Raw genomic sequence first — 15269 nt, forward strand, 5'->3', positions numbered from 1 at the left:
TCTGAGAAATGTTCAGTAAAAATATCAAAGCACATGGTTTTTGCTCTCAAAAAGAGAGTATGAGATCATAACTATTACCGTCGGTCAAATCTGATTTTTTTAACAAAATATTCACGATCTTGCCCTGATGGTCAAGGTTTTTATAATTACTTATCGGAAATAAAGGATAAATATAAAGAAGAATAAAATGACTCTGATTTAAATCATAAAGTATATTCGGACGCAGCAACTTACATTGAAAAAAATTCAAGGAATTATTTAATTCAGGTAAAATATCATTAGAAGGATTAACACCAAAAAGAGTTTTTGATGAGGATATATCACCATTTAAGTATTCTTTATGCCAAAGATTTAAACAAAATAAATTAAAACCAAATATTAAAAAAGATGAACTTGAATCATTTAAGAGATTTTTAAAAAATGCAAAAATGATCATTACAACAAATTACGATTCATTTATTGAAACACTTTTGTCAGAGAAAAATGTTGAACCTAAAATGTATATTGGCAATGAAGGTTTTTTTGATGATACTATTGGATGGAGTGAGTTATATAAAATACACGGAGATATAGAATTACCTAATTCAATAGTAATTAATAGTTATGATTATGAAAGATATGATAGTAAACCTATACTGATTAGCGCAAAAATATTATCAAGTATGATAAAAAGCTCGATAATTTTTATTGGATATTCATTAACAGATAGAAATGTAAAAAAACTACTGACTGATTTTTCTTCACAACTTCCGAAAGAAGACAAAAGAAAATCTGCTGAAAGAATTATTTTTATTGAATTTAAAAAAGATGAAATGGATATTATAAAAACACATAGAACAGATGATAAATCACAAATAACGTATACATCTATAGAAACAGATAATTATAAAAAGATATATGATGAAATAAGTAATATAGATGAAGGGTTGCCGCCATATGATATCCTTAGATATCAAAGGGTGATAAAGCAACTTATACTAGAAGAGGGGGAAAAAGGAAATCTAGGTAGTATATTAGTCACACCTTCTGATTTGGATGAATTAGAGAAACATGCCAATTCTGGTAAAAATTTAGTTGTTGCCTTAGGTGATAAACAACTTGTTTATATTAGAGTAAAAGAAATGGAATATTTAGAAGATTATATCTTTGATAAAAGTGAAATACCAAATAAATCAGCTATTGAATTTCTTATCGATTGTCCTCCTCATGCCAGAACTCCTTTCTCAAAGTTAATAAAATCTTGTGATTTCCATAATATAAAAATATCAAAAAAAGAAATGAAAAAAATAGAAACAAGAATAAATATGCATGGAAAAATAGATAACTTAGTTAAATCTGTTAATCTGGATAAAAAATACTCAAGTATTGGGTTTAGATCAATTGAAGATATCAAATCCGAGAACTTATTAAAAAACAAAGAATTATTAGTTATAATAAAGAACATAAAATCAATAAGTAAAAATGAATTAAGGAAATATATCCAAGAAGAAGCCTTTCCATTATTTAAAAGAAGTGGAAAGGATGATCATTTAAAATCAAACTTAAGAAAGTTATTTTTAGCTTTTGATTTATTCATACATGGAGATGTAAGTTTAGATTTATTAAAACAAGGCGACCTAACTTCTCTTAACTAAAAGAAAATCTCTAAATAAAAATTAGTGGGGTGCTTAGTACCCCCACAAAAAAATATCCATTTAAATCGAGCCTCTTCTAGTTGAATACTTTTCTAGCCTTTCGCTCAATAAGTTGACCGTACATATCAAAATACCGACTAGGCCAAATTCCAGGTGGATGAATTTCGAGATAGTTAGCAATAATCCATTCGCCTTTAGGTCAAGGCCGACTGAGCGTATTGGCTAATGTAGATGAACTGAGTCCCGCTTCACGAAAAACAGGCGCTAAGGTTGTTCCACGCTTACGTAATGCAGCAATTATATCCGCTTGATGCCAGCCATTTCTAACATTATTTATTCCTGTTATCCCTTCCATTAATTAATATTGATGGTGGCGATTCAGACAGTGTTCGTGGACAGGGTAATTATGACCGGCAAGGCTAAGCCTTTCCTGCCTGAACCACCATTGCAAGCGATGGGATCTTTGTAGTAACAGGTTAATACGTTATCGATTAGATTTGTCGGGGCTAACTTTTGTTTGATGGTAAAAATAGCTTCATAAAAATTCACAATAATTACAATCTGTTGTGGTGTTTAAAACTATTGAAACGCATCAATTTGTGAGCCGAGGAAAGGTGAGATAATGATACAAATGGAAGAGGGAAAAATAGCGTACCAACCATCTAAACGTTAAGGTGTCTAGATGGTTGGTAAGTGGCTTATAATAGCTAGTAGTAGATCGGCTGTTGTATATTAGCTCACACCTATATTTGCCCACCTACCCCTTTAAACTTCTCAACAAATGCAGCAATTTTCTGGAAGACAGCCTGCTTTTTCGTTCTGTATTCTGGGTTAAGTGGACTTAACTTAGGTAGAGTGGAATTGAGCTCTGTGCCGTTTTCACTTGCATATTCTCGTTTTAATGATGCTGTAATATAGCGCTTAGCCGCCTCTTCGTTTAATTTCTCCGAGCTAATTAACTCTTCTGCTTCACGTTTTTGTTCAGCTTGAGCAAATTTGAAAAATTCATCAATAATACTGGCCTTGTCGATAATTTCGTCCAAGTTAGTTTGATTAATGAAATCAACAATTAAACTTTCTTTTGCTCGATTGCCAAGGCTGGAACGAATTAAACGGCGAACTTCATCAATTAATTCTGCCTTATTTTTATTCTTTTTATTGTTTTCAAAAATCAACTCAAGAATGTAATCTAAATTAATTTCCTGCGATTTGAGCAAGTCCACTTCAAAGACGACGTCATCCCAGTCAATAGTAGATTTATCTTTCTCGTTAGACGACTTTTCACGGCGTAACCAATCACGCGTATCATTATAGGTTGAGCGATAATCTTGAATAGTACGCTCAGTTGGCATCTCAATCGATTGCATCACGGCGATATCTTCATCACTCAGGTAATATTTAGCCTTAAATGCCTCAACAGCCTCCGGATTACTAATATCTACATGTTGTAGAGCCTTTAATCCTGCAAATTCATCATAGTTTTGCAGTACATTCTCCGCACGTAAATATTCACCAAATAGTTTGGCAAAATCCTTTTTATCTTGCTCTTTAATAATATCATCAGGATTAGGAAAGCGTCTTTGTAGCTCTGTCACTACCTCTAAAAATCCGCGACGTGCTTCGCCGGTGACTAAATCAGTAAAGCCTTCCATGTATTCTTTATAGCTTTTTTCCAGCACTACGTTTTTGGTGTTCTTATCACCAAATAAAGTGATGGCTTCAACTGTAGACTGTTCTAAATCACGGAAGGTGACGATATTGCCAAAGGTCTTCGTGGCGTCATAAATACGGTTAGTGCGTGAAAAAGCTTGCATTAGTCCGTGGTAACGCAGATTTTTATCGACAAATAAAGTATTCAATGTCGGCGCATCAAATCCTGTTAAGAACATGCCAACAACAATCAGTAAATCTACTTCTTGATTTTTCACTCGCTTAGCGAGGTCTTTATAGTAGTTTTGGAAACCTTTACTATCTACACCAAAATTCATTTTGAACGCTGCATTATAATCATCAATGGCCGCGCTTAAAAATTCTTTGGCACTGCTGTCCATTGCGGTGAGCTCAAAACTTTCATCAATAATCTCACCAATAGCATCTTGCTCTTCATTAGTGGCGAAAGAGAAGATAGTGGCAACATTAAGCGGTTTTTTATTTGCTTTATTTTCTTCAGTCTCTTTTTGTAAATTCTTGAACGCTTCATAATAAGCTTTGGCGGCATCCACGCTACTGACAGCAAACATAGCATTAAACCCCTTGCCACCGGCTTGGAGACGATGCGTTTTTTGCCTGAAGTTATTTAAAATATACTGGGAAATTTCACGAATACGAACAGGATGTAAAAAAGCTTGCTTGTTTTCTGCCGCTGTTAACTTTTTCTCGTCTTGTTCGGTTTCAATGGACTTAAACTGTGGTCTTACATCGTTATAATCAACTTTAAACTTCAATACTTTTTCATCACGAATGGCATCGGTAATCACATACGAATGTAATTCTCGGCCAAATACACTACTGGTGGTGTCTGCTCCTAAAGCATTTTGCGGGAAAATTGGTGTGCCCGTAAAACCAAATTGATAATACTTTTTAAATTTCTTCTTTAGGTTTTTTTGTGCTTCACCAAACTGGCTGCGGTGTGCCTCATCAAAAATAAACACTACTTGCTTATTGTATATTGGTAAATCGCTTTCACTTTTTATTAAGTTATTAAGTTTTTGAATGGTAGTAACAATAATTTTATTGTCATCTTTTTCAATATTCCGTTTTAGCCCTGCGGTACTCTCCGAACCATTAACGCTGTCAGGCGAAAAACGTTGATATTCTTTCATGGTCTGGTAATCCAGATCTTTACGATCGACTACAAAAAACACCTTATCGATAAAATCCAACTCAGTAGCTAAACGCGCCGCTTTGAAACTAGTTAAGGTTTTGCCCGACCCCGTGGTATGCCAAATGTAGCCACCACTTTCAGTATTACTCCAATTTTTAGCCTGATACGCACTTTTAATTTTCCACAAAATACGTTCAGTAGCCGCTATTTGATAGGGGCGCATCACTAATAAAGTATTGCTAACATCAAATACAGAATAATGAATTAACACATTCAGCAAGGTATTTTTCTGAAAAAATGTGGCTGTAAAATCTTTTAAGTCTTTAATCAGCGTATTATCAGATTTGGCCCAATTCATGGTGAAATCAAAACTGTTTTTATCACGCTTGGTAGTATTGGCAAAATAGCGCGTGTCTGTACCGTTTGAAATCACAAAAAGCTGTAAGTATTTAAACAGCGAGTTTTCTGTATTAAAGCTTTCTTTACTATAACGATGCACTTGGTTAAAGGCTTCACGGATAGCAACTCCGCGCTTTTTAAGCTCAACTTGTACTAATGGCAGGCCATTAACCAAAATGGTTACATCGTATCGATTCGCTTGCGCCCCTGTTTGCTTGAATTGCTTAATGACTTGTACTTTATTACGGGCAATGTTTTTCTTATCCACGAGATAGATGTTCTCAATATGCCCATCATCAAAAACAAAGTCGTAGATATAATCGTTATGAATCTTACGAGTTTTGTCTATGCTGTTATCATTGGGCTTATCTAAGTATTGCTCAATAAAGCGTTGCCACTCACTTTCTGAAAAATTAACATTATTCAGTATCTGCAATTGCTCACGCACATTAGCCAGCATTTTTTGGGGCGTGTTTAAGTCAGTAACATATTCATAACCTTGGTTGACTAAATCGTCGATCAATTCCCGTTCTAAATTATCTTCGCTTTGATAGGTTTCATTTAGCTGCAATTCCTTAGTGTATTTATCAAGTACGATAAAGTTATTTGATTCAGCAACAGTTTTGTATTCGTACATACTTCACCTATAAATTCGATTCACTCTAGTCTTCTGCCTGTTGGAAGCGGTACATAGTGTTAATTTCATTAACCAGATAGCGCAAAACACGCTTGTCATCTTCCGTAAGCTCAGCGACCTCTTCACCTGCATGTTTTGAATGACTAGAGATATTAATAATCCTGGCTTCATAAGGGTTAGGTCTGCCATCATCGTTTTTTGGCAATAAATCACCCCACTTTTTATAGCCAAGAAAAGTAGAGGTTTTTTCTAATATATTTCTTAAAAAGTTGAAGTGATATTTGCTCAATTGACCGCTTTCGATGGCTTTTTCGAGTTCTGACTTCAGATAAAGATGATATGAAAATGGTGAATCATTAGGTTGGATTGCTAGCTGATATGTGCCATCTTCATGCTTTGTCAGCCTATATTTCTCAAACCACTTCTTTTTATAGCTTTTATCATCACTGTTTAGCTCATTGTGTAGCACATTATAGAAAAGAGGGTTATGTGTCGTGATGATGAATTTAACGCTAGACTCGTTAGATTTAATAAGTTGCGCAAGATGTACTGCTAACTCAATCAAATGGTTTTCATCTAACGAGCTCACAGGATCATCAATAAAGACGCATTGCAATTGATTAAACTGATCTGTTTCTCGCTCACTGGGTTCAGCAACATTTAGCACGCTTATTACTTGCTCAATCAGTGTGTAAAACATACTCCAGATAAAGTTGCTTTCTTCGCCTTTTGATATTTTAACATTTTCAGTTGGTGCTTCATTACCACGTTCGAAAGAAAATGTGACCTCCGAGCCATTTTCGCTAAAATGTGGAGTTAATTTTTCATCAGTATAGCGTTGGAAGTTAGCAATGATATTTCGGTCTTGCCCCTGATCTTTCAGCACCCAATTTGTAAATGAATTCGGCTGGATTTTGAGTTTAGGCTCGGTATTCTCAGATAAGTCGTTATCCCAGTAAAACAAGTCTTCGGTAAAGGCGTTGTAATACAAAAAATTAGTACGCGTCAATGATAGTTCTTCATTGTTGCTACCTTCATCATTATCATTTTTAGGAGCAACAAGCTGTTTAAATTCCCGCGAAAGCCGGGTTTTACCCGTACCATTAAAGGCATAGATCAACTGCACTTTCTTGTTGGCATCTTTTAGCTGCTGTGCTATTTCCGTTAGCGTTTTGCTCATATTACGCCGCTACCTCTGGCTTGGGGAAACTCAACAGCAGATCGCGATAATATTCGTATTGCTTTTGACGTAGTTCAATTTCACGAGGCAAACCTTCGCTAATGGAGTTAGTTAAAGCGTCGAATTTATCTAATATAGCTACTATGCGGTCTTGTTCGGCAAGTGGGGGGATAGGAATTGGATATTTCTCAAACATTGGTTTTCTAAGTGATGTCACCGAAGCGTGGACGGATACTTTGGTTAAGTAATGAGCAAAATTATTTCTAATATAATAAAATAGAAATTTTGAATTAAAACGGTCGTCTCTAACAACAATACGATATGCTCTTTGATGTAGCGCATACTTTCCTGAAACATAATGAAAAACTTTACCTACACCTACTCCATCTCCGGCAGTAATAATTGCAGTTTCATCAAACTCAAAACTATCTATCGCCCGTGGTTCCTGAGAGCGAACAAAGAAAGGATATTGCCCATCTAAAACAGCTTCATTTGTATTACGACTGCCCGTTCCAATGGTTGCAATTTCCCCCAAAGTCTTCCACTCCACCTCACTTTCTTCAAAACTCAACAACTGGTCGCGATAATAGTTATATTGTTTTTTGCGTGCGGTAAGCTCGGCTGTAAGCTTAGCGGTAAGCTCGGTAAAGGTGTCCAAAATGCGGACGATTTCAGTTTGGAATACAAGCGATTTTTCTAGTTTTTCAGGATATGGAATAGGGATTTGGATTTTCGCCATATCAGATGCAGAAACATCAATAACTTTTGCTCCTTTTGCATATTTCCTTTTTTCATTTGCAAATTCGGTTGTTTGAGTGAAATAAGCAAAATATTTCCCTAAGATAATTGGGCTTGGTTTGAAAATTGTGGCATGCCCCCCGGTAACTGCTTGTTGCTCGCCCAGATAAACCAGAGCCTTACCAACGTCTTCAAGGTTTTCACTTGTGTTTGTGATTACAACATCACCTGTATTAACCTTCCTTAATTTTTTGGCCAGCTCAGGAGAAACAAATGATTTAGTTTTTGTCGTAGACAAACCGTAATAAGTATAAATTTGTCCATAGTGAATTGCAGGCACACCGGTTTCGGTAAAATCTTTTTTTTGTAATCCATTACCACGAACTAACTCACCAATTTCTCCCAAGGCCATCCATTCGACCTCAGCGCATTCAAGCAATTTCTCCATAAAACTCATATTGCTCATGCCTCACTCTCCGTACCTTCAATCTCAGCAATAATGGCATCAATATCCGCCCGCAGCTGGTCGATTTTTTTAACGGTAGTCTTTAGTTCAGCATTGAGTTTTGTAATATCAATCTCTTCACGATTGTTTTTGGCTTCTACATAACTACTCACCGACAGGTTGTAATCGTTAGCGGCGATGGCTTCAAAACTGACTGATTTTGCCAAATGCTCAACATCAGCTTTGCTATCAAACATCTGCATAATTTGTTCGATATGATTGTCGGTGAGTATGTTGTTATTGGTTTCTTTTTTAAACAGAGTGCTTGCATCAATAAACTGGGTGGTGGTGTCGGTTTTGTGTTTAGACAGCACAAGAATGTTTACAGCAATGGTCGTGCCAAAAAACAGGTTAGGTGCCAATGAGATCACGGTTTCAACATAGTTGTTATCTACCAGATATTGGCGGATCTTTTGCTCAGCTCCACCACGGTAAAAAATACCCGGGAAGCAAACAATTGCCGCGCGGCCTTTGCTGGATAAGTAACTCAATGCGTGCAGTACAAAGGCAAAGTCGGCTTTGGACTTCGGCGCTAATACGCCAGCGGGAGCAAAGCGGTCATCATTGATCAGTGTTGGATCATCACTGCCAATCCATTTCACCGAATACGGTGGATTAGAGACGATGGCATCGAACGGTTTGTCATCACCAAAATGCGGTTCGGTTAAGGTATTGCCCAACATAATATTAAACTTGTCGTAATTAATGTTGTGTAAAAACATATTCATACGCGCAAGGTTATAGGTGGTATGGTTAATCTCCTGACCAAAGAAACCGTCTTCAATAATGTGGGCATCGAAGTGTTTTTTGGCTTGTAATAGCAGTGAGCCCGAACCAGCGGCTGGATCATAGATTTTATTCACGCTGGTTTGCCCGTGCATGGCAAGCTGAGCGATTAGCCTAGAAACGTGTTGTGGTGTAAAAAATTCACCGCCTGATTTACCTGCATTAGCAGCGTAGTTAGAGATTAAAAACTCGTAAGCATCACCGAACAGATCAATCTTGTTATTTTCAAACTGACCAAATTGAAGCCCTGCCACGCCTTTTAATACGGCGGCTAAGCGGGTATTTTTATCTTTAACTGTATTACCTAAACGGTTATTGGTGGTGTCAAAATCGGCAAAAAGACCCTTAATCTCGGCTTCAGATGGGTAGCCGTTGGCTGAGTTTTCAATAGCGACGAAAATGGAATTTAAGTCTTTGTTTAAATTGTCATTTTTATTAGCACTTGCGGCAATATTAACAAACAGCTGGCTTGGGTAAATAAAATAGCCTTTGGTTTTAATAGCGTCATCTTTAATATCGTCAGTGATAACATCATCTGGAAGCTCGGCATAGTTAATGCTTTCATCACCGCCTTCAATGTAGTTTGCAAAGTTTTCACTTATAAAGCGATAAAACAGCGTACCTAGTACGTACTGTTTGAAATCCCAGCCATCCACCGAACCTCTCACATCGTTAGCAATTTGCCAGATTTGACGCTGTAGTTCGGCGCGTTGTTGGGTACTTGTCATTGTGAAACTCCACTTTTAATACGTTTTTGAATGGCCATCGGCCCATAATCATCCCAGTATTATAACGAGTAAAGACGTTCTAATCATTTTGAATCGTTACAAGTTTAGTCGTCATCTCTGGGGCATTTTGGACTGCTTCCAACCTGATAGGTAATCCACTTTTTTATATTTCTTTGAAAAATGCCTACATTAAGAAAAAATTACTCTTCTGGCAGGTTATTTCAGCGGATTTTACTCGACTTCTGGAGAACAAGGAGAGCCTAATTCTTTGTATTTACTAGATTTATGGGTTTTGCTAGACGATGAGAGAGGTTGATATGGCACGCCCTACAGGATTCGAACCTGTGACCTACGGCTTAGAAGGCCGTTGCTCTATCCAGCTGAGCTAAGGGCGCATCTTGAGAGATGAGCTGCATCAGTAGTGCTCTGATGCGGGGAGAGATTATACGGTGACAACTCCTTGAGTCAATGGCTTTTCTACTTATAAATCTTCATCTGGCTATTTTCTGATTATCAATAAAACTGACAGCACGTTCATGTTCTGACAAAATAGGTAGTATCCCAATGTTTGATTTATGGATTTATTCGTACATGCCAGCAAAAATTATTGACGGGAAAACGATTGCGCAGACAATCAGAAGTGAAGTCGCAGTGCGTGTTCAACAACGTGTTGCTGCGGGAAGACGTGCTCCTGGTCTTGCCGTTGTTTTAGTCGGCGAAAATCCGGCTTCTCAAATTTATGTCGCAAGCAAACGCCGTGCCTGTGAGGAAGTCGGGTTTGTTTCCCGTTCCTATGACCTGCCAGATACCACCAGTGAAGCCGAGTTGTTGAATCTTATCGATCAGCTTAATAATGATTCAGAAATTGATGGTATTTTGGTTCAGCTCCCTTTACCTGCCGGTATTGATAATGTCAAAGTTCTGGAGCGTATCCAGCCTGATAAGGATGTTGATGGCTTCCATCCCTATAATATTGGTCGTTTGTGTCAACGCGCTCCAAAGCTGCGTCCCTGTACTCCGCGCGGTATCGCAACGTTGCTTGAGCGTTGTGGAATCAATACTTATGGGCTGAATGCCGTCATTATCGGTGCTTCAAATATTGTTGGTCGCCCAATGAGCCTGGAGTTGTTATTGGCTGGCTGTACCACCACGGTGACTCATCGCTTTACTAAAGATTTACGCCACCATGTGGAGCACGCAGATTTGCTCATTGTGGCTGTTGGTAAACCAAACTTTATCCCTGGTGAATGGATTAAACCTGGCGCTATTGTTATTGATGTCGGAATTAATCGTCTGGAAGATGGAAAAGTCATCGGCGATGTTGATTTTGAAACCGCGTCAGAGCGTGCAAGCTGGATCTCTCCGGTTCCAGGGGGGGTTGGCCCAATGACAGTCGCGACACTTATCCAGAATACCTTGCAAGCCTGCGAGGAATACCATGATGTGGAAAAAATTGAAGGTTGTTAATGGAAATTTTTTATTTAGAAGGCCATCCTCATGTGGCGCTGTGTGATCTGTTAAAGTTTCAAGGGTGGAGCGAAAGCGGCGCTAGCGCTAAAGCGGTTATTGCTGAAGGTCTGGTTGAAGTAAACGGTCAGATAGAAACCCGTAAACGTTACAAAGCTATAACCGGGCAGGTTGTTACCTTTGATGGTAAATCTGTTCACATTAAAGAATGATTAAAACGGGCTCCCTTAAAAATGAAGGGAGCCGTAGATTGCGGGTAAAGTATTCGCTTTTTGGTTGGGATTGACCGAAAAAGTGTTTAATCGGTAATGGTTGGAAAGTGAGTTAAAGCACGATTAAGCTTGATTTAGGGACTTATACCCAATGGATTTCAAGATGCATCACGACGGCAAGGGAACGAATCCCCGGGAGCATAGATAACTATGTGACCGGGGTGAGCGAGTGCAGCCAACAAAGAGGCAACTTGAAAGATGACGGGTATATAGGTTGAATACCTTTGGATTAAATCCGATAGGTTATTGTTGTTAGTTAACCGAAGTATCTGTAGTTAAAAAGTACCTCGATGAAAAATAATGAAAATGTAAAAAGGTTATAATGGTAAATAAGAATTAAACCTTAAACTTAATGTACAAGTTAATCTCTGTTAAATGTGAAAAGCACTAATAAGTAGAAAAGGTTTTTTATATCGGAGATAAACGGGATGATGAAAAATATTTTAGCTTCGATATTAGCTTGAATAAACGGATGACCAAAATGGATATTTTTATTAACCTAAGTTGATTTTACTGGAAATTTTTATTTTACCCCGTAATTCTCTATTTATCTTGTCCACGATTATAGGTTTAAGCTGTAGGTAACCAACCTTAGTATAAGCGTGGTTTTAATCATCCAGTTTGACATTCGAGCTTTCTCATAGTGTTCTGTGCAGGTGGTATTTAGGTATTAAAAGGTCACTTATCAAATGGTATAAAATTTTAACCCTGTTTAGTGAATATGCAGTATTTAAGGTGTTGTGCGCTTTTAATACAATACTTATTGAAAAATGTGTAATCTGATGATAATTTAAACTTAATATGCTGATTTTAATGATAAAACAAACCAGTGGAGTAGATAGTTTGGAATTAAATCAAGTAATTAAAGCGCTTAATGAATCTGGTAACAACTGGACCGTAGAGCAAATCGGTGAATGTCTGGCAATGACTAACGAAGACGGAATTAAGGCTCATCTGGCTATTTGTGGAAGGCAAATTACAGTGGAAGCATTACTGTTTTCGGAAGAGAATGTTTTAGATCCTGCCGCCTTAAATCAGTTTATTTTAGAAACGCATAAGATGATTCCTCTGACTTCAGTTGGAATAACTAAAGTAGATGGTCAATCTTACTATACCGCTTTTGGTTCATTGTCATCAGAATCAAAACAAGAAAGCGTTGTCATCGAAGTCTCTACGTTGTTTGCCAACATCACTGAACTTCTTGATGCGTATTCTGAGTTCCTAAAATAACAATATAGAGGCAAATATTAATGAACGTGTGGAAAAAGCTTTTTAAGGCAATCAAAGGAACGGTAAATAACGCGGCAGAAGCTGTTGCTGATGGCAATGCTCTGACGATCCTTGATCAGGAAATTCGAGAAGCAAAAGCAGAAATCCGACGTGCGGATGAAAGCCTGGTTAGCATTATTGCTAAACGAAAAATGGCAGAGAAAAAGGTTGCGGATATCAAAAGCAGTATCTCAGAGTACGAGGGTTATGCTCGCTCTGCCGCAGGTAAAGGTGATAATGGGCTTGCTCTGGAGTGTGCTCAGAAAGTTGCGACCTTGCGTGACGAACAGGAAAAAGAACAAGGGTTGTTTGAATCGTTCCAGAAGGCTGAAACGATGCACCGACACAATGTACAAGAGGCGAAAAAGAAGGTGTCTCAGCTTGAGAACCAAGTTGATTTGGTTAAGGCAACTGAACAGGTGCAGAAAGCCCAAGCAGCGACTCACAGTTCTGTCGTTGGCGCTTCTTCAAAAACATCTACCGCCCTTGATTCTCTTGAGCGTATCAAGTCACGTCAGGCTGAGAAAGCGGCTCAGTTCGAGGCTCAGCAGGAGCTCCACGATAGTATGACTTCTAGCGATCTGGATAAAAAGCTTAAAGAGGCTGGCATAACTTCAAGTTCTATGTCTGCAGAAGATGAACTTGCTCGTATCCTTGGCAAGTAAATACCCAGTTGTTAAATCAAGATCCTGCTTTTTAAAGTGGGATCTTCCTATCAAGAGATATTTCTATGCTTTCCAAAATCGTAGATGCGTTTAAGAGCGCATTCGGGGGTAAGGCGGTTGCGCCTGTTGTTCCAAAGGTGCCGGAAGTATTAGGTTTGCGTATTGGTGGTGCACTTGAGATAGACCCGCTGATGCTAAAACTGATTGAATCTGACCTAACGATCGAAAATGCAGCTTCAACTCAGCTTATATGTTCCGTTGGTGTTGTCGATTTAGGTGATAACGTGCGTTTGGTTCGTTATTACACGGATGATGAAGGTTACCTTCAAGTGCTGCAAGAAGGGGAGGGGGATGACGGCGTGAAGGAAGTGAGCCTGTGGTACTTTTACGAAACTCAACCGATCGATTCACAAGCTCAATGGGATGCGCTGATTGAAAACGGTATCGTTACACCAGGCAGACGATATGATCTCGATGGTACCCAGTTCTCTCAGTTATGGGACAACATTAAGCCTGTGGCTGTTACCGAAAAAACTTACAGTAAAGAGGGACACATAACTGAAACTGATCAGTTTGTGATGGTGTATACGCGTCAGGTTGCTCATAACAGAACAGAAGAACTTCAGGTTGTGGGAGAAGAAAAAGTTGTAGGGAGTCATCTGGATAGATTGATGGTACTGAGCACCGGTATTCAACTTAACCAAACTGATTTTAAAGTGGTGGCATAAATGATCACATTGGAGAATGAAGAACAGGCTTTCACGCAATTTATGCATGGTGTAGGCAATTTTGGTTTATGTTTTGGGCTGGCGCTGGTTTTTTTCATCGTTTTCAAATTCATCTACACAATAATTACTCCGCATGATGAATGGAAACTTATTAAGGAAGAGAAGAATAGTGCCGCTGCGATATCGCTTGGTGGTGCGCTGGTTGGTTACAGCATCGCCATTGCAAGTGCAGCAAGCAACTCTGTGGGGGTTATTGATTTCGTGATGTGGAGTGTTGTTGCGCTGTTGGCTCAGATTGCTGGCTTCTTCATGGTTCGCATATTCATGATGCCAAAGATTGTATCCCGCATTGAGAATAATGAGGTCCCTGCTGCGGTTGTGCTGGCGGCGGTGTCAATTTCTGTTGGTCTTTTAAACGCAGCCTGCATGACTTACTGATTTAGGGATTGTATGACGAACGGGAATAAAAAGCGCAGAATGCGCAGCACAGCCATTAACATTGAGAGTAAGCGTAAATATTGGCGTGGTTTCTCATTCACGTCATTGGCGCTCAGTGTTGGTTCACTCGTTGGTTGTGGTCAATCGGCGGATGAGTTGTCAATTCATGTTTATAAGGATTTGGCGTCTTGTCAGAATAATCCGAAGAATACGATCGCTGCTCAATGTGAAACTACATACCAAGCGGCATTACGCGAAGCGGAGCGTACTTCGCAGAAATTTCGCCGGAAAGCTATGTGTGAGCTGGAGTACGGTGAGTGTGAAGCAATGCCGGGGCAAGTGGGTTATCGACCGAAGATGGCCGCCTTTATGATGGCGGAGGTGAAGCCAGAACAGTTTAGCAAGTACGACGTTGCTGAAAAGTATCGCAACGTGTTTTACCAGCCACTATTTACTTCAACATCAGGCTATAGCGACCTGTACGGTAAGCTTTTTTTCGCTGATGGCAAGGTCATTAGTACTTATTCCGATATTGGCAATATCCAGTACGAAATGAGCCGACGTTATTTGCAGCCGCTGGAGACGGTTCGCTTGCCAATGGAGAAACGAGAAGTTTCTCAAGTTGGAACAAATACAAATGTCGTTGCAGGTATAAACCCTGTACTGAACTCCCTATCAACTGCTTATATCGCATCTGAGATCGGTGATTATTCAGCGCGTAAGCATAAAGAGAGAATGTATCGAGAGCGCTTGATACGTGAAAAGGAACAAAAGTTTAAAAGCAGCGGTTCCCGTTATTCTGGCTATGATAGCAAGCCAATCGTCACGACCAAGTCTTCTGGTGGTTTTGGTTCAACATCTTCCGCTAAATACAGTTGGGGTGGTTAACCAGCGCTGACATTTTATTCTCAGGCCAGTCTCTTGCATGGAGTCATTATTGCCGCATTAAGCATTTGTGAGATGATTTTTTCCAAGATTCAAATAAGTATTATCAAAGGG

The 15269-nt window shown here is 38.8% G+C and carries 11 protein-coding genes, 1 tRNA gene and 2 pseudogenes; 8 read left to right on the forward strand and 6 right to left on the reverse strand.

The window, feature by feature from the left end; genetic code table 11:
* Positions 1 to 138 precede the first annotated feature (138 nt).
* Positions 139 to 1634: pseudogene (locus AAC155_RS19650) on the forward strand (SIR2 family protein); the annotation flags it as partial.
* Between the two features lie 76 nt (positions 1635 to 1710).
* Here the strand turns inward: AAC155_RS19650 and AAC155_RS19655 are convergent.
* The 6 genes and pseudogenes from AAC155_RS19655 to AAC155_RS19680 form a co-directional block, all read right to left on the reverse strand.
* Positions 1711 to 1989, reverse strand: a pseudogene (locus tag AAC155_RS19655) (helix-turn-helix domain-containing protein).
* 388 nt (positions 1990 to 2377) lie between these two features.
* Entirely contained in the window at positions 2378 to 5494 is a 3117-nt protein-coding gene (locus AAC155_RS19660) for a type I restriction endonuclease subunit R (RefSeq protein ID WP_113043817.1), read from the reverse strand.
* A 25-nt stretch (positions 5495 to 5519) separates the two neighbouring features.
* On the reverse strand, positions 5520 to 6674 hold the full coding sequence (locus tag AAC155_RS19665) for an AAA family ATPase (RefSeq protein ID WP_113043818.1): 1155 nt from the start codon (positions 6672 to 6674) through the stop codon (positions 5520 to 5522).
* Between the two features lies 1 nt (position 6675).
* Entirely contained in the window at positions 6676 to 7878 is a 1203-nt protein-coding gene (locus AAC155_RS19670; RefSeq protein ID WP_113043819.1) for a restriction endonuclease subunit S, read from the reverse strand.
* Positions 7875 to 9431 (reverse strand): type I restriction-modification system subunit M, encoded by a 1557-nt coding sequence (locus AAC155_RS19675; RefSeq protein WP_113043820.1) that lies wholly within the window; start codon positions 9429 to 9431, stop codon positions 7875 to 7877. Before AAC155_RS19675 ends, AAC155_RS19670 begins: the two co-directional genes overlap by 4 nt.
* Before the next feature lie 318 nt (positions 9432 to 9749).
* A tRNA-Arg gene (locus AAC155_RS19680) sits at positions 9750 to 9826 on the reverse strand.
* A 196-nt stretch (positions 9827 to 10022) separates the two neighbouring features.
* Between AAC155_RS19680 and folD the strand changes: the two genes are divergently transcribed.
* The 7 genes from folD to AAC155_RS19715 all read left to right on the forward strand — a co-directional run bounded on the left by folD (position 10023) and on the right by AAC155_RS19715 (position 15158).
* On the forward strand, positions 10023 to 10898 hold the full coding sequence (gene folD, locus AAC155_RS19685) for a bifunctional methylenetetrahydrofolate dehydrogenase/methenyltetrahydrofolate cyclohydrolase FolD (RefSeq protein ID WP_113043821.1): 876 nt from the start codon (positions 10023 to 10025) through the stop codon (positions 10896 to 10898).
* Positions 10898 to 11110, forward strand: a complete 213-nt coding sequence (gene ybcJ, locus AAC155_RS19690) for a ribosome-associated protein YbcJ (protein ID WP_113043822.1) — start codon at positions 10898 to 10900, stop codon at positions 11108 to 11110. The genes folD and ybcJ overlap by 1 nt, the downstream gene beginning before the upstream one ends.
* Before the next feature lie 873 nt (positions 11111 to 11983).
* On the forward strand, positions 11984 to 12400 hold the full coding sequence (locus AAC155_RS19695; protein ID WP_191214888.1) for a DUF2170 family protein: 417 nt from the start codon (positions 11984 to 11986) through the stop codon (positions 12398 to 12400).
* Positions 12401 to 12420: 20 nt separating this feature from the next.
* On the forward strand, positions 12421 to 13104 hold the full coding sequence (locus AAC155_RS19700; RefSeq protein ID WP_113043823.1) for a PspA/IM30 family protein: 684 nt from the start codon (positions 12421 to 12423) through the stop codon (positions 13102 to 13104).
* Positions 13105 to 13169: 65 nt separating this feature from the next.
* Positions 13170 to 13832, forward strand: a complete 663-nt coding sequence (locus tag AAC155_RS19705; protein ID WP_113043824.1) for a YjfK family protein — start codon at positions 13170 to 13172, stop codon at positions 13830 to 13832.
* Positions 13833 to 14270: a DUF350 domain-containing protein gene (locus AAC155_RS19710; protein WP_112879697.1), complete on the forward strand. Its 438-nt coding sequence runs from the start codon at positions 13833 to 13835 to the stop codon at positions 14268 to 14270.
* A 12-nt stretch (positions 14271 to 14282) separates the two neighbouring features.
* On the forward strand, positions 14283 to 15158 hold the full coding sequence (locus AAC155_RS19715; RefSeq protein WP_113043825.1) for a DUF1190 domain-containing protein: 876 nt from the start codon (positions 14283 to 14285) through the stop codon (positions 15156 to 15158).
* Positions 15159 to 15269 lie beyond the last annotated feature (111 nt).

Source organism: Photorhabdus sp. HUG-39 (assembly GCF_963878365.1).
Classification (GTDB): domain Bacteria; phylum Pseudomonadota; class Gammaproteobacteria; order Enterobacterales; family Enterobacteriaceae; genus Photorhabdus; species Photorhabdus kayaii.